22 protein-coding genes are annotated in these 21,781 nt (G+C 58.6%); 16 read left to right on the top strand and 6 right to left on the bottom strand.

From position 1 onward, the window contains the following. Both OZ410_RS00565 and OZ410_RS00570 read left to right on the top strand, forming a co-directional pair. Positions 1-3,898 (top strand): beta strand repeat-containing protein (locus OZ410_RS00565; protein WP_277705961.1); only part of this gene is annotated, 3,898 nt, incomplete at its 5' end. Positions 3,899-3,901: 3 nt separating this feature from the next. Further along, positions 3,902-5,044, top strand: a complete 1,143-nt coding sequence (locus OZ410_RS00570; protein ID WP_277705962.1) for a T9SS type B sorting domain-containing protein — start codon at positions 3,902-3,904, stop codon at positions 5,042-5,044. A 380-nt stretch (positions 5,045-5,424) separates the two neighbouring features. Here the strand turns inward: OZ410_RS00570 and OZ410_RS00575 are convergent, their stop codons facing one another. Then, positions 5,425-5,709 carry a hypothetical protein gene (locus OZ410_RS00575; RefSeq protein ID WP_277705963.1) on the bottom strand — a complete coding sequence of 95 codons (285 nt, stop codon included), beginning with the start codon at positions 5,707-5,709 and terminating at the stop codon, positions 5,425-5,427. On the opposite strand from OZ410_RS00575, the gene OZ410_RS00580 reads away from it, so the two are divergent. The 14 genes from OZ410_RS00580 to OZ410_RS00645 all read left to right on the top strand — a co-directional run bounded on the left by OZ410_RS00580 (position 5,693) and on the right by OZ410_RS00645 (position 17,601). Continuing rightward, entirely contained in the window at positions 5,693-6,175 is a 483-nt protein-coding gene (locus OZ410_RS00580; RefSeq protein WP_277705964.1) for a hypothetical protein, read from the top strand. The genes OZ410_RS00575 and OZ410_RS00580 overlap by 17 nt on opposite strands. A gap of 144 nt (positions 6,176-6,319) precedes the next feature. After that, positions 6,320-6,571, top strand: a complete 252-nt coding sequence (locus tag OZ410_RS00585) for a hypothetical protein (RefSeq protein ID WP_277705965.1) — start codon at positions 6,320-6,322, stop codon at positions 6,569-6,571. Positions 6,572-6,688: 117 nt separating this feature from the next. Then, the gene (locus tag OZ410_RS00590; RefSeq protein ID WP_277705966.1) at positions 6,689-6,814 is read left to right on the top strand and encodes a hypothetical protein; all 126 of its coding nucleotides are present in this window, start codon (positions 6,689-6,691) and stop codon (positions 6,812-6,814) included. Between the two features lie 279 nt (positions 6,815-7,093). After that, positions 7,094-7,483, top strand: coding sequence for a hypothetical protein (locus OZ410_RS00595; protein ID WP_277705967.1), 390 nt, complete (start codon positions 7,094-7,096; stop codon positions 7,481-7,483). Positions 7,484-7,542: 59 nt separating this feature from the next. Next, positions 7,543-8,016 (top strand): hypothetical protein, encoded by a 474-nt coding sequence (locus OZ410_RS00600; RefSeq protein WP_277705968.1) that lies wholly within the window; start codon positions 7,543-7,545, stop codon positions 8,014-8,016. Positions 8,017-8,039: 23 nt separating this feature from the next. Next, positions 8,040-9,203: a T9SS type B sorting domain-containing protein gene (locus OZ410_RS00605; RefSeq protein WP_277705969.1), complete on the top strand. Its 1,164-nt coding sequence runs from the start codon at positions 8,040-8,042 to the stop codon at positions 9,201-9,203. 51 nt (positions 9,204-9,254) lie between these two features. After that, a complete protein-coding gene (locus OZ410_RS00610; RefSeq protein ID WP_277705970.1) occupies positions 9,255-9,989 on the top strand; it encodes a M15 family metallopeptidase in 735 nt (244 codons plus the stop codon). A 41-nt stretch (positions 9,990-10,030) separates the two neighbouring features. Continuing rightward, positions 10,031-10,792 (top strand): M48 family metalloprotease, encoded by a 762-nt coding sequence (locus OZ410_RS00615; protein WP_277705971.1) that lies wholly within the window; start codon positions 10,031-10,033, stop codon positions 10,790-10,792. A 124-nt stretch (positions 10,793-10,916) separates the two neighbouring features. Next, the gene (locus OZ410_RS00620) at positions 10,917-11,084 is read left to right on the top strand and encodes a DUF6747 family protein (RefSeq protein WP_277705972.1); all 168 of its coding nucleotides are present in this window, start codon (positions 10,917-10,919) and stop codon (positions 11,082-11,084) included. Between the two features lie 292 nt (positions 11,085-11,376). Continuing rightward, positions 11,377-12,906: a 2,3-bisphosphoglycerate-independent phosphoglycerate mutase gene (gene gpmI / locus OZ410_RS00625; RefSeq protein WP_277705973.1), complete on the top strand. Its 1,530-nt coding sequence runs from the start codon at positions 11,377-11,379 to the stop codon at positions 12,904-12,906. After that, positions 12,896-13,450, top strand: a complete 555-nt coding sequence (locus OZ410_RS00630) for a thioredoxin family protein (protein WP_277705974.1) — start codon at positions 12,896-12,898, stop codon at positions 13,448-13,450. Before gpmI ends, OZ410_RS00630 begins: the two co-directional genes overlap by 11 nt. Positions 13,451-13,486: 36 nt before the next feature. Next, complete coding sequence (gene map / locus OZ410_RS00635) at positions 13,487-14,305, top strand: type I methionyl aminopeptidase (RefSeq protein WP_277705975.1); 819 nt, start codon at positions 13,487-13,489, stop codon at positions 14,303-14,305. Between the two features lie 12 nt (positions 14,306-14,317). Continuing rightward, entirely contained in the window at positions 14,318-15,094 is a 777-nt protein-coding gene (locus OZ410_RS00640) for a class I SAM-dependent methyltransferase (protein WP_277705976.1), read from the top strand. A 122-nt stretch (positions 15,095-15,216) separates the two neighbouring features. Beyond that, positions 15,217-17,601, top strand: a complete 2,385-nt coding sequence (locus tag OZ410_RS00645) for a T9SS type A sorting domain-containing protein (RefSeq protein WP_277705977.1) — start codon at positions 15,217-15,219, stop codon at positions 17,599-17,601. Here the strand turns inward: OZ410_RS00645 and OZ410_RS00650 are convergent. From OZ410_RS00650 to OZ410_RS00670, 5 genes are all read right to left on the bottom strand, one after another. Further along, positions 17,598-18,623 carry an FAD:protein FMN transferase gene (locus OZ410_RS00650; RefSeq protein ID WP_277705978.1) on the bottom strand — a complete coding sequence of 342 codons (1,026 nt, stop codon included), beginning with the start codon at positions 18,621-18,623 and terminating at the stop codon, positions 17,598-17,600. The two genes, OZ410_RS00645 and OZ410_RS00650, sit on opposite strands and share 4 nt — an antisense overlap. Further along, positions 18,601-18,957 (bottom strand): Na(+)-translocating NADH-quinone reductase subunit F, encoded by a 357-nt coding sequence (locus OZ410_RS00655; protein ID WP_277705979.1) that lies wholly within the window; start codon positions 18,955-18,957, stop codon positions 18,601-18,603. Before OZ410_RS00655 ends, OZ410_RS00650 begins: the two co-directional genes overlap by 23 nt. 75 nt (positions 18,958-19,032) lie before the next feature. Further along, complete coding sequence (nqrF, locus tag OZ410_RS00660) at positions 19,033-20,340, bottom strand: NADH:ubiquinone reductase (Na(+)-transporting) subunit F (protein WP_277705980.1); 1,308 nt, start codon at positions 20,338-20,340, stop codon at positions 19,033-19,035. Further along, positions 20,341-21,105, bottom strand: a complete 765-nt coding sequence (nqrE, locus tag OZ410_RS00665; protein WP_277705981.1) for an NADH:ubiquinone reductase (Na(+)-transporting) subunit E — start codon at positions 21,103-21,105, stop codon at positions 20,341-20,343. It abuts the gene before it with no gap. A gap of 26 nt (positions 21,106-21,131) precedes the next feature. Next, positions 21,132-21,779 (bottom strand): NADH:ubiquinone reductase (Na(+)-transporting) subunit D, encoded by a 648-nt coding sequence (locus tag OZ410_RS00670; protein WP_277705982.1) that lies wholly within the window; start codon positions 21,777-21,779, stop codon positions 21,132-21,134. Between the last annotated feature and the right edge of the window lie 2 nt (positions 21,780-21,781).

The following is a 21,781-nucleotide window of genomic DNA, read 5'->3' on the forward strand; positions in this document are numbered from 1 at the left end:
TGCCAAAGTGGGCCTCACTCCAGACGGGGTTACCGATGTGGAACTGGCCAGCACCACCGTAACGGCCGGAGCATACTCCGCTGCCAATATTACCGTGGATGCCGATGGACGCCTTACCAGCGCTGCCGATGGTACCGCTGCAGATGTGAATTATTCTAATGTCACCTCCGCCCTGGCAGCCACAGACGTGCAGACCGCCATTGACGAAGTAGAAGCACGGGTAGATGTAAACGATGCCAAAGTGGGCCTCACTCCAGACGGGGTTACCGATGTGGAACTGGCCAGCACCACCGTAACGGCCGGAGCATACTACGCTGCCAACATTACCGTGGATGCCGATGGCCGGATCACCGCAGCAGCTAATGGTACCGCTGCAGACGTTTCCTACGACCCTACCCTTTCCGGGTTGGCTGCAACCGACGTAAAAGCAGCCCTGGACGAACTGGCCGGCGGGAGCTCGGATAACCAAAACCTCACCGGGGCTTCCCTGGATGGCAGTAACATTTTGCAGGTTGATATTGAAAACGGCACCTCTGCCACGGTAGACCTGTCTGCCCTGGTGGACGATGCGGATGCGGACCCCTCCAATGAGCTCACGTCCCAGGGCAGTGGCGCTCCTGTAACAGCAGGCACCCTGGCCGGGGAAACCTATGTGGATACCACCGCCGGGCAACTCTTTATCTGGGACGGCGCCGCCTGGCAGGCCGTGGGCAGCAGCAGCGCCGGGGATGCGGATGCGGATCCTTTGAATGAAATCCAGGACCTGAGTCTTTCAGGAAATACCCTCACCCTTTCTGGGGATGCCACTACGGTAGACCTCTCCGGATATGTAAATACCGACGCCCAGGACCTCACCCTGACCGGGAATACCCTGGCCATCAGCGGCGACCCCAATACCGATGTAGACCTCTCCGGATACCTGGATAATACCGATGCACAAACCGTCTCCACTGATGGTACGGCTGGTAACCTTTCCATTTCAGGGGGCAACACCATTGCCCTGAACGTGGACGATGCAGATGCTGATCCCGCCAATGAAATCCAGGACCTGAGCCTGACAACCAATACCCTGAGCCTTTCAGGTGATGCCACAATTGTGGACCTCTCCGGCTATCTCGATAACACCGATGCCCAGGACCTCACCCTGACCGGAAATACCCTGGCCATTAGCGGCGACCCCAATACCGATGTAGACCTTTCCGGGTATCTGGATAATACCGATGCGCAAACCGTTTCCACCGATGGCACGGCTGGAAATCTTTCCATTTCAGGGGGCAACACCATTGCCCTGAACGTGGACGATGCTGATGCTGATCCCGCCAACGAAATCCAGGACCTGAGCCTGACCACCAATACCCTGAGCCTCTCCGGGGATGCCACTACTGTAGACCTCTCCGGCTATCTCGACAACACCGATGCCCAGGACCTCACCCTGACCGGGAATACCCTGGCACTAACCGGAGATGCCACTTCTGTGGATCTTTCCGGATACCTTGACAATACCGACGCCCAGGACCTCACCCTGACCGGAAATACCCTGGCCATTAGCGGCGACCCCAATACCGATGTAGACCTTTCCGGGTATCTGGATAATACCGATGCGCAAACCGTTTCCACCGATGGCACGGCTGGAAATCTTTCCATTTCAGGGGGCAACACCATTGCCCTGAACGTGGACGATGCTGATGCTGATCCCGCCAACGAAATCCAGGACCTGAGCCTGACCACCAATACCCTGAGCCTCTCCGGGGATGCCACTACTGTAGACCTCTCCGGCTATCTCGACAACACCGATGCCCAGGACCTCACCCTGACCGGGAATACCCTGGCACTAACCGGAGATGCCACTTCTGTGGATCTTTCCGGATACCTTGACAATACCGACGCCCAGGACCTCACCCTGACCGGGAATACCCTGGCCATCAGCGGCGACCCCAATACCGATGTAGATCTTTCCGGGTATCTGGATAATACCGATGCACAAACCGTCTCCACTGATGGTACGGCTGGAAACCTTTCCATTTCAGGGGGCAACACCATTGCCCTGAACGTGGACGATGCTGATGCTGATCCCGCCAATGAAATCCAGGACCTGAGCCTGACAACCAATACCCTGAGCCTTTCAGGTGATGCCACAACGGTGGACCTCTCCGGCTATCTCGATAACACCGATGCCCAGGACCTCACCCTGACTGGGAATACCCTGGCCATCAGCGGCGACCCCAATACCGATGTAGACCTGTCCGGATACCTGGATAATACCGATGCACAAACCGTGTCTACCGATGGGACCGCAGGAAACCTCTCCATCTCCGGAGGTAATACCATTGCCCTGAACGTGGACGATGCAGATGCCAGCCCCACCAACGAAATCCAGGACCTGAGCCTGACCACCAATACCCTGAGCCTTTCGGGTGATGCCACAACGGTGGACCTCTCCGGCTATCTCGACAACACCGATGCACAAACCGTGTCTACCGATGGGACCGCAGGAAACCTCTCCATCTCCGGAGGCAATACCATTGCCCTGAACGTGGACGATGCAGATGCCAGCCCCACCAACGAAATCCAGGACCTGAGCCTGACCACCAATACCCTGAGCCTTTCCGGGGATGCCACTACCGTAGACCTCTCCGGCTATCTCGACAACACCGATGCCCAGGACCTCACCCTAACTGGAAATACCCTGGCCATCAGCGGCGACCCCAATACCGATGTAGATCTTTCCGGGTATCTGGATAATACCGATGCACAAACCGTGTCTACCGATGGAACATCAGGAAACCTCTCCATCTCCGGAGGTAATACCATTGCCCTGAACGTGGACGATGCAGATGCCAGCCCCACCAACGAAATCCAGGACCTGAGTCTGACCACCAATACCCTGAGCCTCTCGGGTGATGCCTCTACCGTAGACCTCTCCGGCTATCTCGACAACACCGATGCCCAGGACCTTACTCTTACAGGAAATACCCTGGCCATCAGCGGCGACCCCAATACCGATGTAGACCTGTCCGGGTATCTGGATAATACCGATGCCCAGGACCTCACTCTGACTGGGAATACCCTGGCCATCAGCGGCGACCCCAATACCGATGTAGACCTTTCCGGGTATCTGGATAACACCGATGACCAAACCGCAGCCGAAGTTAACCTGGTCACCCCCACCGACCTCAATGGGGATACGACAACGGAAACCACGGTTGAAGCGGCATTGCAAGTCTTAAATGGTATGACCTTGGGGGAAAATTTGGAAAACACAGATCTGTCTCAAACTGAATTATACAGAACATATGACCTCAATGGAGGAGACCTTGTATTTACTGGCGGATTAGGAGAAAATGTAGGTATTGGATCTGTATTTACACTGGTAAGCCCACCTACTGAAAAATTAGATGTAGACGGTAATGTGAGGGCCCGATTGCGCTTCAGGTCAGGTTTTGGCAGCCAGAGTGATCCCAATTATGGCTTTACCCAGGATACAAATACGGATACAGGTATGTACCGTAGTGGGGAAGATATTATTGGATTCTCTACAGGAGCTACACAAGCCATGGTCCTGGATGCCGAACAGGAAATGGGATTAAATGTCAATGCGCCAACATCCCGTTTGCATATGGACGGATCCTTTGCAAACAATGCCATCCGATCCGTGTCCGCCTCCACAACCCTGGATGGCACGGATTATACTGTGATCATTACCAATAGTGCCGCTGTTATTACCTTACCCGCCGCTGGAACAGCTACAGGTAGGGTGTATATACTAAAGAATACGACCGTATCCGATGTAACTATTAGCTCTTATCAGGATGAAACTAATACCGGAGCAACAGCTATTACGGCATCAACCGTACTCTGGCTCCAATCCGACGGCACCAACTGGCACCAAATCAACTAACCCATGTGCAAACGCCTCCTTCTCGCGCTTTTTTGCGGCCCCCTGGCCTGGGGGCAAACGGCCCTGCAGCATAACGGCGGCATGGCGCTGCACCCGGGTTCCCAGCTGGGCTTCCACACCCACCTGATCAACCAGGCGCCCCTGCAGGCCCAGGGCGGGCTGGTGGGCTTTTACGGCAGTAACCCCTTGAGCGTGAGCGGTACGGCTGCCCCGGTCTTTTTTGACCTGGAGATTTTCCGCACGGCCGATGTAGACCTGAACCTCTCCGTTTTTGCCGCCAATGCGGTAAACTTTATCGAGGGGGATTTCTGGACGGACCGCGCCCTGTCCGACCGCTACCTGGGGCTCTTGCAGGATGCCTTTACCAACGGCGAGAATAACCTCTCGAAGGTAAACGGCAGCGCTGCAGCCATCAACAAACAGGAAATCCTGTTCCCCGTGGGCGACGCCTCCGAACTCAAAGGCCTGACCCTGCAGGGCAGTGAACCCTACCCCTTTGCGCGCTGCGCCTATTTCCGGGAAGACCCCAATTTCCCTTCCATTTACCCCCAGTTCCGGACGGACCTCAAACCCCAGACCGTGGAGTTTGTGAGCACCTTCGAATTCTGGCGCCTGGAGGGCAGCGTCCCCGGTACCATTACCCTGCCCTGGACCCCGAGTTCCAACCTGGCGGCCATTGCGGACGACCCGGCCAACATTATCCTGATGGGGTGGGTTAAAAGCGGGCAACGCTGGATTGAACTGGGCACCACGGCCGTGGCCGGCGACCTCAGCAACGGTTTTGCCGTGTCCGAAGCCTTTGTGCCGGACGACTTTGAGATCATCACCTTTGGGGTGCGGGCCGTGGCCGAAGAGCTCACTTCTGTGGGGAATTTTTACATCAGCCCCAACAACGACGGCCTGAACGACCAGCTTATTATCCCGGAACTGCTGGACTCCCCCAACAACGAGATCTACATCTACGACCGGCGGGGGCTGCTGGTGTACCAGAAAGAGAACTACACGGACGAGTTTACCGGCATCTCCAATGTGGACGGCCTGGTCTTTGACAGGGAGGCCGGCCTGCCGGAAGGCATCTATTTTTACGTGATCCGCCTGTTCGATCTGGCCACCGAACATCAGGGATTTTTGTACTTACGTCGATAGACGGGTAACGCATTCCTGTCGGCGAACGGCAGCAAAGCGTAGACGATTGGCAAACGGGGGCCGTTACACAACATCCGGGGCACGCTTCACAACATTCTGCCGTACAGCCCTGGGGGCCGGGGTACCTTTAGGTACCAATAGCCCACAACATGCGTTTACGTCTGCTTACGATTTTAACCCTCCTGGTCACCTACGGGGCCACGGCCCAGCTTAAGGTGGGCCAAAACCCGGACCGCATCCACGCCAATTCCGTGCTGGAACTGGAAAGTTCGGACAAGGCCCTGGTCCTACCCCGGCTTTCCAACGCCCAGATGCAGGCCATTACCCCCCTGCAGGGCGCAGTGGTGTTCAATACGGACGCCGGTTGCCTCTTCTATTTCTCAGGCGGTACCTGGCACAGCCTGTGCGAAGGGGGCGGCACTGCAGCCGAATTCAGTTTCCAGGATAACGGCAATGGCACCTTTACCATCCTTTACGGCAACGGCACTGCCTACACCTCCCCGGACCTGACCGGACCTGCTGGTGCTGTGGGACCCCAGGGCCCGCAAGGCCCCGCCGGACCTGCTGGAGCTGATGGTGCCGATGGCGCTGTCGGACCCCAAGGCCCGCAAGGCGAAGTGGGACCCCAGGGACCTGCCGGAGCGGATGGTGCTGAGGGCCCTCAAGGCCCCAAAGGAGATACTGGTGCGCAAGGCCCTGCTGGCGCTGATGGTGCTGTGGGACCCCAGGGACCGCAAGGCCCCGCTGGCGCTGATGGTGCAGATGGTGCTGCTGGACCTCAAGGCCCGCAAGGTCCCGCCGGACTGGCTGGAGCGGATGGCGCTGTTGGACCCCAAGGACCCCAAGGACCTGTTGGACCCGCCGGCGCTGACGGCGCTGTTGGACCGCAAGGCCCGCAAGGACCTCAGGGAGAAGTGGGACCCCAGGGACCCGCCGGAGCGGATGGCGCTGTGGGACCACAAGGACCCAAAGGCGATACCGGAGCTCAAGGACCTGCTGGACCCGCCGGACCTTCAGGAGCAGATGGTGCTGTCGGACCTCAGGGACCCGCCGGAGCGGATGGCACTGTGGGACCGCAAGGACCCAAAGGCGAAATGGGACCGCAGGGACCGGCTGGAGCGGATGGTGTAGATGGTGCTGTCGGACCCCAGGGACCGCAAGGCCCCGCTGGCGCTGACGGTGCTGTGGGACCCCAGGGACCGCAAGGAATGAAAGGAGATACCGGAGCAGAAGGACCCGCTGGACCCGCTGGGCCTCAAGGACCTGCCGGAGCTGATGGTGCTGATGGAGTTGATGGTGCTGTCGGACCCCAGGGCCCCAAAGGAGATACCGGAGCACAAGGCCCTGCTGGCGCTGACGGTGCTGTGGGACCCCAGGGACCCAAAGGCGATACCGGAGCACAAGGTCCGCAAGGACCCGCCGGACCCGCCGGAGCGGATGGTGCTGTTGGCCCGCAGGGGCCCGCTGGACCTGCAGGAGCTGATGGTGCCGATGGTGCTGTTGGACCCCAGGGCCCACAAGGAATGAAAGGAGATACCGGAGCACAAGGACCCGCTGGCGCTGACGGCGCTGTGGGACCCCAGGGACCCAAAGGCGATACCGGAGCACAAGGTCCGCAAGGACCCGCCGGACCGGCTGGAGCGGATGGTGCAGATGGTGCTGCCGGACCGCAAGGCCCGCAAGGCCCCGCCGGAGTGGATGGCGCTGTTGGACCCCAGGGACCCAAAGGCGATACCGGAGCTCAAGGCCCACAAGGACCACAAGGAATGAAAGGGGATACCGGAGCACAAGGACCCGCTGGCGCTGACGGCGCTGTGGGACCGCAAGGACCCAAAGGAGATACCGGAGCACAAGGACCCGCTGGACCCACCGGACCTGCAGGAGCTGATGGTGCAGATGGCGCTGTTGGACCACAAGGCCCGCAAGGCCCGCAAGGACCCGCCGGAGCTGATGGTGCAGATGGTGCTGTCGGACCGCAAGGGCCGCAAGGAATGAAAGGAGATACTGGAGCACAAGGCCCCGCTGGACCCGCCGGACCCGCAGGAGCTGATGGTGCAGATGGCGCTGTTGGACCCCAGGGACCCAAAGGAGATACCGGTGCACAAGGACCCGCCGGAACGGATGGCGCTGATGGCGCTGTCGGACCCCAAGGGCCGCAAGGTCCCGCTGGAGCTGATGGTACAGATGGTGCTGTTGGACCTCAGGGACCCAAAGGAGATACTGGTGCACAAGGCCCGCAAGGACCGCAAGGCGAAGTGGGACCCCAGGGACCCGCCGGAGCGGATGGTGCTGTCGGACCGCAAGGACCCAAAGGAGATACTGGTGCACAAGGCCCCGCTGGACCCGCCGGGGCTGATGGTGCAGATGGCGCTGTTGGACCACAAGGCCCGCAAGGCCCGCAAGGACCCGCTGGAGCAAATGGCGCTGACGGTGCTGTAGGACCCCAGGGACCCAAAGGCGATACCGGAGCTCAAGGCCCCCAAGGACCTCAGGGAGAAGTGGGACCTCAGGGTCCCGCCGGACCCCAGGGGCCCGCAGGCCCGGGCAGTGTAGAGAAAAACCTGGCTACCGACCAGCTTACCCAGGATGCCGAGGCCCGTACCTACAACCAGAACGGACAAACCCTGGGCTTTACCAATGGCCAAACGGGCTTTGGCACGGCTACCCCCAATTCTACCGTACACATTGCCGGGACGCTTTCCCTGCCCATCCGCGCCACGTATACCTCCACCGCCCTGGGGGCCACAGACCATACCCTGGTGCAATACGCCGGGGGCCTTACCCTGACATTGCCATCTGCCGCCTCCTGTGCAGGGCGGGTCTATATTCTGAAAAACCTGGCCAATGCAGACAATACCACTTCGGTGAATTTTATCTCCGAAGACGGGGCCTCGGAAAACCGCATCATTAAAAACCGGGTGTACTGGCTGCAGAGCGACGGGGTGAGCTGGCAGCAAATCAATACCGACTAAAAGGGGACATAAGGGGAACGGACATGTTAAACAAGAAAATTATAGGGGGACTACTGGGGAGTATGACCCTGCTGGCAGCGCAAGCGCAGGATGGGGTGGGCAACCACGGCGCCATGCAGCTGCATGCAGGCGGGGCCGCCGGTTTTCATACGGACTTCCAGAACCACGGGGCCTTTACAAGCCCTGAAAGCCTGGTGGGCTTTTACCGGGAAAACGCCTCCCTGGTCATTTCCGGGGAGCATGCCCCGGAGGTCTTCGACGCGGAATTTGACGCCCCGGCCGGGATCTGGCTGGAAACCCCCATGGAAATCCGCAACAACGCCAATTTGATCCGGGGCGATGTGCGCACCACCCGCTTCAGGGCCGAGGCCTACCCCATGTTTGGCCTGGCCTCCTTCTACACAGGCGAGAGCAACGTCTCCAAGATAGATGGGTACGCCAGCATACGGGACAAAACCGAATTCACCTTCCCCATAGGCGACAATTCCCGCTTGCGGCCCCTGCGCATCCAGGCCGATGCCCCCGTGCCTGTGGCCAGCGCCGCCTATTTCTTTGAAGCCCCTCAGGCCAGCGGCACCCTGGGCATGAGCTTTGTCTCCAAAGGCGGTAACGGCAACCTGAAAATCTCCGCCAATGAATTCTGGAGGGTAGAGGCCGCAGTACCCCTGCGCGTAACCCTGAGCTGGGACGTGCTCAGCAATGCCCCCGGCCTGGCTGGCTTTCTGGGAGACCTGCGGGTAGTGGGCTGGGACAAAAGCCAGGAGGCCTGGGTAGACCTGGGCAATACGGACGTACAGGGCGGGCGGGATTACGGCACCATCACCTCCGACACCTTCCTGCCGGACCGATACGAGATCATTACCCTGGGCGGTACAGACGGCAGCGGGGCCCAATACCGCACCGTAGACCTGAACAACTATTACCTCTCCCCTAACGGAGACGGGAAGAACGAAACCCTGGAACTGGAAGCCACCCGGGAGGCCCCCAACAACACCATAGAAATCTACAACCGTTATGGCCAACTGGTCTACCGGGAGAATCAATACCAGGGCGGCTTTGACGGGCACGCCAACACCGATTTTACCGTGGGCCGGGGCAAGTCCCTGCCGGACGGTATCTATTTCTACATCATTACCCTACACGAACGCATGGAGCGTCACCAGGGCTACCTTTACCTGAATCCATAAGTCCAGGGTTCCCGGACTTTTGGTATCTTCGGAAATAAAATTCAGCACCTCATGCAACGCAGATCCTTCCTGACTCGTACCGCCCTGGGCGGGCTGGCCCTCTCCCTCCCCCTGCCGGCCTGGGCTTCCCAGGACCTGAAATACACCATTGAGGAACTCATGGGCAAGGCCAACCTGGAACTCTACGGGGAAGGCTACCAGTTGCAGGAGGAGGCCCACCTGGCCTTCCAGGAAATGAAACGGGACGCCTACCAGGACGGGATCACCATACAGGCGGTGAGCAGTTACCGCAGCTACGACCGGCAGCGGGCCATTTTTGAGCGCAAGTACCTGCAGTTTACGGACGACGAAGGCCTGACCCCTTTGGAGGCCATTGACAAGATTATCGAATACTCCACCATTCCGGGCACCAGCCGCCACCACTGGGGTACGGACGTAGACCTGATTGACGCGTCCAAACCCACCGAAGGGGATGTACTGGTAGCCGATAAGTTTGCTGAAGGGGCACCCTTTGCAGATTTCAAGGCCTGGATGGACGAGCACAGCGAGGACTACGGGTTTTACCTGGTCTACACGGACCACCCGCGCCGGCGGGGCTTTAAATACGAACCCTGGCATTACAGCTATGCGCCCATTTCCATCCCCATGCTCAAGGCCTACCGCTCCCTGAACCTGGTGCGCCTGATGGACAGTGAAGACTTCCTGGGGGCCGAACACTTCACTACGGGTTTCCTGCGTACCTATTTCACCGATAACATCCTGGACATCAACCCGGATTTACTGTAGTTTTTTCGTACCTTTTTCCGACTAACCATTAACCCTATCCCATGCGCCGAGGCAGTTGGAAATTCCGCATCCTGATCGGGCTGGCCATTGTGGCCTTTGCCTACATCAACCGCTGCAGCAACCAGGAAGAGAACCCGTATACCGGGCGGGTGCAGCACATCAATATGTCCGCAGACCAGGAGATCGCCATCGGGCTGCAATCTGCCCCTGAAATGGCCCAGAAGCACGGCGGGCTCTATCCGGACCAGCGCATGCAGGCCTTTGTGGATGCCGTGGGGCGGAAGCTGGTACAGCAAAGCTATGCGCGGGAAACCCCGTACCGCTATGAATTCCATTTGCTGGCCGACTCTAAAACCATCAATGCCTTTGCCTTGCCGGGCGGGCAGATCTTTATTACCTATGCCCTGTTTTCCCGCCTGAACGAGGCCCAGCTGGCCGGGGTACTGGGGCACGAGATCGGCCACGTGATCGGGCGGCATTCGGCAGAGCGCATTGCCGACAGCCAGTACTGGCAACAACTGTCCATGGGCGCCTCCGTTGGGGCCGACATGGGGAACGTGGTAGCCGGCATCGGGCAGAACACCCTGCTGAAAAACGGGCGGGGGGACGAACTGGAAAGCGACGAACTGGGGGTGTACTTTATGATACAGGCCGGGTACGACCCGGAAGAGATGATCCGCGTGATGCAAATCCTGAAGGATGCGGCCGGGCCCAACCGGGTCCCGGAATTCCAGAGTACGCACCCGGATCCGGACAACCGGATCGAGAAAATACGGGCGGCTATCGAAAAATATAGCTCCTGATCGAAAAAGCAGGGAATCCTACCCTATGGCGGCCCAATTTTTGTATATTCCGCCTATCCCAATCTTTTTACTTACCCGAATTTAGCCCTTATAGCTGTGTCTTGAGAACACTGAGAACAACTATATGGGAACATTATTACACTTTAAGGACATCTACGTCCACGCTTTTGACGAATGTAAACCGGCTTATGTGGTCCTCTTCCTGAAGGGGTATGCCTTTTGCTGCGCCCTGCTCTGGCTTGTGGCCATGTACGCCTTGTTTTACCGGATCTTTACCGGCTTCGAATTCTGAGGTACTTTCCGGGCAACCCCCGGTACGGCATACGAAAAACCCTGACGGCACAGTCAGGGTTTTTTGATTGATGAATAAACTCCAGGCTGCGGCCGGGCCGCTTCCGGGGTGGCGCCTTTCAGAGGATAATCGAAAAACGCTATTTAAATATAGAGAAAAGCTATGGCTGCCCGGGCAGGGGCCGCCTGTTAAATAACAGAACTTTAACAGGCGGGGAACCCGGTATTTAGCGGGGCCCATCCCTTCGAAAGCCCGTTAAAAGTGGTATTTTTGCCCCAGAAAGAAGACAACCATGAATACCAAAGCCATACTGATGATCCTGGACGGGTGGGGCATCTCCCCCAACCCGGAGGTCTCTGCCATTGCCCGGGCCAAGACCCCTTTTGTCGATAGCCTGTACACCCAATACCCCAATGCCACCCTCCTGACGGACGGGATGAACGTGGGCCTGCCCGAGGGGCAGATGGGAAACTCCGAGGTGGGTCACATGAACCTGGGGGCCGGGCGTATCGTTTACCAGGACCTGGCCAAGATCAACCGGGCCGTGGCCCAGGACACCCTAAAGGACGAACCTGCCCTGAAAGCGGCTTTTGCCCACGCCCGGGAACATGAGAAACCCGTGCACTTCCTGGGGCTGTTGAGCGACGGGGGCGTACACAGCCATATTGACCACTTAAAAGGCCTGGTGCGCGCTGCCGACCAGGCCGGGGTACAGGAATCCTTTGTACACGCCTTTACGGATGGCCGGGATGTGGACCCGAAAAGCGGGAAGCGTTTTGTGGCCGAATTGCTGGAAAGCCTTACAGGCACCCCTACCCGCCTGGCCTCCCTGGTGGGCCGCTATTACGCCATGGACCGCGACAAACGGTGGGAACGGGTAAAAGAAGCCTACAACCTGCTGGTGCACGGCACCGGCACCCCGGCCACCGATGCCATTCAGGCCATGGAGGGCAGCTATGCCGAAAATGTGACGGACGAATTCCTGAAACCGGTGGTCCTTACCGGCCAGGACGGCCAGCCGGTGGCTACCGTAAAAGACGGGGATGTGGTGATCTTCTTCAACTTCCGTACGGACCGGGGGCGGGAACTTACCCAGGCCCTGAGCCAGCAGGCCTTCCACGAGCAGAACATGCATCCGCTGAACCTCTATTATGTGACCCTGACCAACTACGACGACACCTTTAAAGGCGTGCACGTGGTGTACGACAAGGAAAACATACGGGAAACCCTGGGCGAAGTAGTGGCCCGGGCCGGCAAAAAACAGATCCGCATTGCGGAAACCGAGAAATACCCCCACGTAACCTTCTTTTTCAACGGGGGGCGGGAAGAACCCTTTGAAGGGGAAAAACGCCTGCTCTGCCCCTCTCCCAAGGTAGCCACCTACGACCTGAAGCCGGAGATGAGCGCCTACGACATCCGGGACGCCATCCTGCCCGAGCTGGAAAAAGGGGAGGCGGACTTTGTGTGCCTGAACTTTGCCAACCCGGACATGGTGGGGCACACCGGGGTGATGGAGGCCGCCGTTAAGGCCTGCGAAACCGTGGATGCCTGTGCCCGGGACGTGATCACCAAAGGCCTGGAAAACGGGTACACCACCCTGGTGATTGCGGACCACGGCAACTGCGACACCATGGTAAACCCGGACGGCACCCCCAACACGGCCCACACCACCAACCCGGTACCCCTGATCCTGGTAGACCCGGACCGTACTTATATCCGCTCCGGTGTACTGGGGGATATGGCCCCTACCATCCTGGAAATCCTGGGGGTGGAACAACCCGACCTGATGACCCAAAAATCCCTCTTACACGATGAAGCTTAGCACCTGGTTTGGCGCTGGCGCAGCCCTGGTATTCCTGCTGGGGATGGCCTGTAAGGCCCAGCCCCACCATACGGCCGAACGCATGCCGGACAAGAAAGAACACGAGATCCTGGTAGGGACCCTGAGTTTTGACTCCCTGCAGGTAGCCCCGTTCAACACCTGGTTTGGGGACAACCGCAGCGCCTACCAGCCGGACCCCGAAAAGGTGGCCCAGCTCAAAGGCCTGCTCAAAGGCGTTTCCATCACCACCTATATGGGTACCTGGTGCAAGGACAGCAAACGGGAAGTCCCCCATATTGTCAAGATCCTGGAAAGCGCAGGCTACCCCATTGAGGATGTGGAGGTGATCGCCATGACCCGCGACAAAACCACCCCCCAGCAATACGAAGCCGGCATGGACATCATTAACGTGCCTACCTTTATCTTCTACAAGGACGGGACGGAGTTGGGGCGGATTGTGGAATTCCCCATCGAAGACCTGGAGTCCGACATGCTGAAGATCCTGAGCGGGCAGCCCTACAAACACGCCTACGACTGGGACTGATCCCCATTGCCCTGAAGAGTACTATCTTTGCCGCCTATGATTCTTGTAAAGACTGCCGAAGAAATTGAATTGATGCGCGAAAGCGCCCTGGTAGTATCCAAAACCCTGGGGATGCTGGCGGCGGAAATCAAACCGGGGGTAACCGGCCTGCAGCTGGATGCCCTGGCCGAGACCTTTATCCGGGACCACGGGGCCGAACCCGGGTTCCTGGGGATGTACGACTTTCCCAATACCCTGAACATCAGCCCCAATGCACAGGTGGTGCACGGGATTCCCAACGACACCCCTTTTGAGGAAGGGGATATTGTTTCCGTAGACTGCGGGGCCCTGAAAAACGGGTTTTACGGCGACCATGCCTATACCTTCCCCGTGGGCGAGATTGCCCCGGAAACCCAAAAACTGCTGGAGGTAACCAAGGCCTCCCTGTACGAGGGCATCCGGGAATTTCGCCTGGGCAACCGGGTGGGCGATGTGGCCTACGCCATCCAGCACTATTGCGAAGCCCACGGATACGGGGTGGTACGCGAACTGGTGGGCCACGGCCTGGGCCGCGACCTGCACGAAAGCCCGGAAATGCCCAACTACGGCAAACGCGGGCGGGGCAAGAAATTCGTGGATGGGATGGTGGTGGCCATAGAACCCATGATCAACATGGGCACCAAGCGCATCCGCCAGCTACGGGACGGGTGGACCATCCTTACGGCCGACGGCAAACCCAGCGCCCACTTCGAACACGATGTGGCCCTGGTGAACGGAAAGCCCGAATTGCTCTCCACCTTTGCCTATATCTATCAGGCCCTGGGGATTGATTCGGATGAAGAAGCCGAATTCCGGCAGACCCCCATCACCCTTTAATCTGTACGCAAAGTGAAGCGGTTGTTCAAATGGGCCCTGGGATTGTTCCCCCGACCCTGGCTGATCCGCCTGAGCTTTGCCGTGCGCCCCATCCTGGCCCTGCTGCTGCGGGGCAAGCGCTATACCGACCCTATAGACGGGCGCAGCTTCCGGAACTTTTTACCCTATGGGTATGAAAACCCCAGGGATGCCGTGCTCTCCCCCTCTACCCTTTCCCTGGAGCGGCATCGCCTGTTGTGGCTTTACCTGCAGCGGGAAACAGACTTTTTCGAAGCCCCTGCCCGCCTGCTGCACTTTGCCCCGGAACAAGCCTTTTATGGCCGTTTTAAAAAACTCCCCCACCTGGAATATACCACCACGGACCTGAACTCCCCCCTGGCGGAGGTGAAGGCGGACATCTGCAACCTGCCCTTTGAAAGCGACCACTTCGACATCATCCTCTGCAACCACGTGCTGGAACATATCCCGGACCACCTCCAGGCCCTGTCCGAACTCTACCGGGTCATGAAACCCGGGGGCTGGGGCGTATTCCAGGTTCCCCAGGACCTGAAACGGGAACTGACCTTCGAAGACGCAACCATCACGGACCCCCGGGAGCGGCAGCGCATCTTCGGGCAGTACGACCACCTGCGCGTCTATGGCCGGGATTACTTCGATATCCTGCGCAAGGCCGGCTTTGAGGTAGAGGCGGTAGACTACACCGCCACCCTGGGCCCTGAGGCCGTAGAGCGCTTCCGCCTGGCCGCAGGGGAGCTTATCCCACGGGTATCCAAACCCCTGACGGCCTGAAAGTACCACTGACCGACACCTTCTCGCCATCCGCCTGATCCGGCCCTGCTCCTCCGGGGGCCTGTCCTACTTTTGGATCAAACAAAAACGCGGTACGATTCCGATACAACCCAAATCTTTTTATGCGAACCTTCCCCAAAGTTCCCCTGGCAACGGCATTCCTCTTTTGGATGCCGTTGCTTTTTTTACAGCCCCTGGCCGCCCAGGACCTGCCCCTGGACCCCAACGACTGTGGGTATTCCTGCAGCGCCAGCGATGTGATTCTGACCAACCCTTTCCTGTCCGCTGATATTTCCGGGACCCCGATAGGGACCTGTGACGGGGAGACGGGAGAAACCTTTGTAGCCTACATCGCCTTTACCATGACCAACACCACGGGCAACCTCCGCTATACCCCCATGATCCATGCCCGGCTGAACATTGACGGGGCCACTACGGTCCTGAGCGGGTGTTACCCGGATCTGGCCGCCAACAGCGGGGCGCTTTACGTAAGCCCCCTGGCCTATACCTTCAATTGCGGGTCCGAGGTGTTCCTGGAAGACGTGTGGGTAGGCTGGAACGTGTCGCCCACGGACTGCGGCGACATTGCCACCGCCAAAGGCTGCAACCAGCTGGTACCGGCCGGAAAGTGCGGGGATTACAACTTCTTTCCCGTGTACCTGTCCATGCCCGCAGACGGCCCGGTGGAACTGGGGCCGGAAAACACCGCTAAACGCTGCAGCGACGGGGTGGACAACGATGCCAATGGCCTGATCGACTGTGATGATTTTGAATGCACCCCCTTTGAAAATTGTGATTACACCGAGACTACCAGCGGGGAAGAAGGGGGCCTGGAGAGCAACCCCAGGCTGCTGGAGAAAATCGCCCGCCGCCAATACCAGCGCAGCCGCGAAGCCGGAACGCGGGAGCCCGTGGTACGCCCCGGGAATACCCTGGAAGCCGTGCGCGGCAAAGTGCGCACCCGACGATCGGAAAAAGCGGACTGGACTTTGCGCAACATGCTCCCGGATGGTACTGCCCTGGGGGCCGAAGCCTACGTAAGCTCCCCGGAAGACCTGGGCAGCCTGACCAATGCCCTGGAAACCTTTGCGGCAGACTACCTGCAGGAGGGCACCCTTAAAGGCGCCATCCTGGCCACCCGCACGGCATCCGGCGTGTATGAACACACCAAGGTAATCTGCGACCGGGTAGACGGCACCCGCCTATCCGGGATCTGGAAGGTAGACCTGTACCACGGCCAGCCGCTGCTGATGAGTAAGCTGGAACGCCCCGGCGGGGTGGTGGAATACAGCTGCAGCTTCTCGGCCCGCGTAGATGCCGGCGGCAGCCTGCATGTGGAGAACTTCTGGAACGTTGCCGAATACACCCCCGGCTCCGGCTTTATGAACTTCCAGGTCTGGGCCGCAGACCCCATGAGTATGCGTACCCTGACCCGGGGCGTACTGGACCGCCTGCTGGCCCAAACCAGCGGGCAGGCCTCCTTTGCCGTTGGGGAAACGCCCGAACTCTACATCCTGCAAAGCACCTACCGCAACCGCGTTCTGGAACTGGAAATCGCCAACCCGGCCGGGCTTAAAACCGTACAGCTGCACGGCATGCGGCGGCGTACGGAAACCGATACCGACCAGGCCTTTACCCAGACCCAGACCCTTTCCGGGGCAGCGCGGGAAACCCTGCAGTTCGATACCGAAGGCATCTATAGCCTGGGGCTCACCTTTAGCCCGCAGGCCGGCACCCCGGACACCGTCTTCTTTGCCGACGGCTCCTGGGGCCTGGATGCAGATCCCGCTTCCGAACAGGTTACCCTATCCGTGTTCCGGGATGTTCAAAGCGAAAACGACCAGGACTGGTACGTAGAGCGGGGCATCCGCATTCAGGGCGTACTGCACCAGCAAATGGCCTGGTACCGGGCCCTGAAAAACACCTTTGCCCCGGTAGACCTGAGCCCCTATACGGGCCTGGCCTTCCGCACCCAGTCCGAATCCCCCCTGGAATTGCAACTGGTGCTGACCTCCCCCGGCGTGGCCTGGGAGGACCTCCCGAAAAAAACCCTGCAGGTTGGAGCCGGGATGCAGGAGCACCGGATATCCCTGGACGATTGGGCCCCGGAAGCCCGCTCGCAGGTGAGTATGATGACTTTTGTGGTCCGCAATAGAAAGGAAACGCCCCAAACGGTACGCCTGGAGATGAACCAGCTGCGGTTCACCGTGGAATCGCCTGAGCAGGCTTCGGCCCCGGTGGCCCGCCTTTCCGAAGCCCAGGTGCGCCTGTATCCCAACCCGGTTTCCGACAGGGCCAAACTCGTATTTAGGGCAGCGGCCCCCGGCGAGGCCCGGTGGCAGGTATTCAGCTCAGGTGGCCAACAGCTGCGCGCCGGCACCGCAACGGTGCGTACGGGCGAGAACCAGGTTCAACTGCCCGTAAACGGCCTGGCCTCAGGGGTATACCTGGCGGAAATCGGTTTGCCGGAAGGCCGGCGCCTGCAGGTGCGCATGGTGGTGCGCTAAGGCGTAATTCCCAGGTCCTGTACCCGCTCCCGGAAGCCTGCGGTCATGTATTCCGCCGGCTGCCCGGCATCATCCAGGTAAATGATATAGCCTTCCAACTCCGGATCGGATGCCAACAGGGCCTGGGAGGCTTCCAGTTCCATAGCCATAAAGGCCGTGGCATAGGCATCTGCCAGCATACAGGTAGGGGCGATCACGGAAGTGGCCAAGACCCTGGCATTGCGGGTAAATCCCGTATGGGGGTCTATGGTGTGGACAAATTTTTCGCCCGTTCCGGGATCTACCCGGAACTTCCGGTAGTTCCCGGAGGAAGCCATGGAGCGGTCCTCCAGGTTTACAATCTGTTTAATGCGCCGCCCCTCGGTTACCTGGGGGTCGTCAATACCCACCCGCCAGGGTTGCCCCTTCAGGGGGTGCCCCCCCCGGGTGCGTACTTCGCCCCCAACTTCAACCAGGTAATTCGGAACGCCATGCGCATCCAGCATGGCAGCCAATCGGTCTATGGCATATCCCTTGGCAATGGCATTGAAATCCAGGCGAATGCCGGGTACCGTTTTACGGATGCGCCCGTCCGGGCCCAGGGATACTTTCTCCAGGCCCACGTAAAGCAGCAGGCTGTCTACGCGGGTACTGTCCATGATCAGGGCCTGTCCCGGGCCAAAACCCCAGGCATCTACCAGGGTGCCCACGGTGGGGTCAAAATACCCGTCAGTAGCCTCAAACACCTCCTTTGAGGCCTCCAGCACTTCCCGGAACATCTGGTCTACCTGTACAGTAGAATCGCCCGCATTGATGCGGCTGATATCGGAATCCGCCTGGTAGGTGCTTAGGGACTGGTTCAGCACCCGAAAGACCGAGTCAATCGCCGGCCGTAAATCCTCTGGTGTTTCGGAATAGGTGGTAATGGCATAGGAGGTGCCCAGGGCCCCGCCCTGGTAGTGCTGTTCCTGCAGGGTTGCTGTCCCGCATCCTGCAAAAAGCAATACCAACCCCAGCAGGTTATATTTCGATAAGTCCTTCATAATCCACCATATATTTTTCGTTCAGGTAAACCGGGGCATGGCGGTCTTCCGCATTGTACAGGCCCACACCGGCGTAATAGGTACGCGCCTCGAACTTCTGGGCGTGGTCCCGCACCTTCTCCATCAGGGCCTTGTCATAAGCCCTGGGGTCTTCGGGGAAGGGCACTGGCCGCACCACGATAAAATGCAGCACCTTCTCTTTGAGGCAGACAAACTGGGGGTTCTTACCCGGCTTGGAGTTCACGCCCATAAACTCGTAGCCCTCGGCTTCCAGTTCCCGGCCCACAATGTTCATGGCCAGGTTGTGCAATTCCTGTTCGGTCAGTTCCTTCATGTCAGGCCCTGGTTTTCGGGTTAAAAAAAACCGATATACAAGATATCGGTTTTTAGGTATTTTTCAGGCTCGGGACTATCCGCCGAAATCGTCGAAGCGGATATGTTCGTCCGGGATTCCGAAGTCCTCGCCCATTTTCTGAACCGCCTTGTTCATCAGGGGCGGGCCACAGAAATAGAGTTCGATGTCCTCCGGGGCGTCGTGGTGGTTCAGGTAGTTCTCAATCACACAGTTGTGGATAAAACCTACAAACCCGTCGCCCGGGGCGTCTATGTTCTCCTTCACTTTCCAGTTGTCCTCCTCCAGGGGTTCGGAAAGGGCCATGTAGAACTTGAAGTTCGGGAACTCCTTTTCGAGTTGTTTGAAGTGGTCAATATAGAAGAGCTCGCGCTTGGAGCGGCCGCCGTACCAATAGGTCACCTTGCGGTTGGTCTTCAGGGTTTTGAAGAGGTGGTACAGGTGGGAACGCATGGGGGCCATCCCGGCACCACCACCCACATACAGCATCTCCGATTCGGATTCGTTAATAAAGAATTCCCCGTAAGGACCGGAAATGGTCACCTTGTCTCCGGGCTTGCGGGCAAAGATGTAGGAGGAAGCAATTCCAGGATTTACATCCATCCAGCCGTTCTTGGAACGGTCCCAGGGCGGGGTGGCAATCCGCACGTTCAGCATGATCTCCCGCCCTTCTGCAGGGTAGGAAGCCATGGAATAGGCCCGCTCTACGGTTTCCGGGTTCTTCATCACCAGGGGCCAGAGGTTAAATTTGTCCCATTCCGCCTGGAATTTATCCGGGGTTTCGTGCTCCTCCGGGTGGGCGGTAATGTCGATATCCTTATAAGGCACCTCGCAGGGCGGGATCTCGATCTGGATGTAGCCCCCGGCCTTGTAATTCATGTCTTCGGGGATTTCCACCACGAATTCCTTGATGAAAGACGCCACGTTGTAGTTCCGCACCACGGTAGCCTCCCATTTCTTAATCCCGAAGACTTCTTCGGGAATGGTGATCTCCATGTCTTGTTTCACCTTCACCTGGCAGGCCAGGCGAGCCCCTTCGTTCAGCTCGCGCTTGGAGAAGTGCGGGGTTTCGGTGGGCAGGGCTTCGCCCCCGCCGGCCAGCACATGGCATTCGCACTGTATGCAGGTTCCCCCACCCCCGCAGGCGGAAGGCAGGAAAATCTTGGCGTTCCCCAACGTGGAAAGGAGGGAACTGCCCGAGGGCACTTCAATTTCCTTTTCCCCGTTAATGGTGATCGTTACCGGCCCGGAAGGGGATAACTTTTCCTTGGTAAACAGCAGGAGAGCCACCAGCAGTAATACCAGGATCAGAAAGGCAACTACGGTAATGACAATGGTTCCTACGGTACTTGCAGCTAAGATCATTTAGTTCGGGTTTGTAAGATCGTTATAGGATACGGCCTTGGCTGCCGCGTTCTCGGTTTCGGTATCGGTATCGGTGGTTTGGGTTTCCTTGTTCGCCTCGGGCAGGATAACCGCCTGCTCTTCGGTTTCCTCGGAACCGCTGTCGCCGCCGGTGAGCATGCCCCCGAAACTCTGGAAGCCAATGCCCATCAGGCCGGTGATGATAAAGGTGATGCCCAGGCCGCGCAGGGGTGCCGGTACGTTGGAGTAGCGGATTTTTTCCCGGATGGCGGCAATGGCCAGGATGGCCAGGAACCATCCAATCCCGGAACTAATCCCGTAGTTGAAGGCCAGCCCCAGGCTAGGGATCTCGCGGGCCTGCATAAAGAGGGAGCCCCCCAGGATGGCGCAGTTTACCGCAATCAGGGGGAGGAAAATCCCCAGGGAATTATACAGGGCCGGGGAGAATTTCTCCACCACAATTTCCACCAGCTGTACCATAGTAGCAATGGTGGCGATGAACAGGATAAAAGAAAGGAAACTCAGGTCGTAATCTGCATATTCCGGGCCCAGCCAGGTAAGGGCGCCTTCCTGCAGCAGGTACTGGTCCAGCAGCCAGTTGAGCGGTACGGTAACCCCGAGTACGAAGATCACCGCTGCCCCCAGGCCCACAGCCGTGGCCACCTTTTTGGAAACGGCCAGGTAGGAACACATCCCAAGGAATACGGCAAAGACCATATTGTCGATGAAGATGGATTTGAAAAAAAGTTCTACATGTTCTAACATAACAATGTGCTTTTAATGCGCTGCTATCAGTTTTCTTCGATCAGGGCGCGGTTGCGCGAACGTTGAACCCATATAATGATCCCCACCACAATCAGAGCGGCAGGCGGGATAATCATAAAGCCGTTATTCTCGTACCCCGTAGCGTAAAGCCCGGTCTTGGCAATGGGGTCGCCCAACACGGGGAAGCCGAACAGGGTCCCGGAGCCCAGCAATTCCCGGAAGAAACCTACAATAATGAGGATCACCCCGTAACCCAGGGCGTTGCCGATCCCGTCCAGGAAGGAGCGCCAGGGGCCGTTCCCCAGGGCAAAGGCCTCAAAGCGGCCCATAATGATACAGTTGGTGATGATCAGCCCCACAAAGACCGCCAGGGTCTTGCTGAGCTCGTAGGCAAAAGCCTTGAGTACCTGGTCTACAATGATTACCAGGGTGGCAATCACAATCAGCTGTACGATAATGCGGATCTTGGATGGGATGATGTTCCGCATGAGGGAGATCACCACGTTTCCGATCCCCAGCACGAAGATCACGGACAGGGCCATTACCACGGAAGCCTTGAGCTCTGCAGTAATCGCCAGGGCCGAACAGATCCCCAGTACCTGGATGGTGATGGGGTTGTTGTCCGCCAGCGGGTCCAGGATCAGGTTTGCATCTTTTTTGCTTAAGAGTGCCATAT

This window comes from Robiginitalea aestuariiviva (genome assembly GCF_029537735.1).
In the GTDB taxonomy this organism is placed as follows: domain Bacteria; phylum Bacteroidota; class Bacteroidia; order Flavobacteriales; family Flavobacteriaceae; genus Robiginitalea; species Robiginitalea aestuariiviva.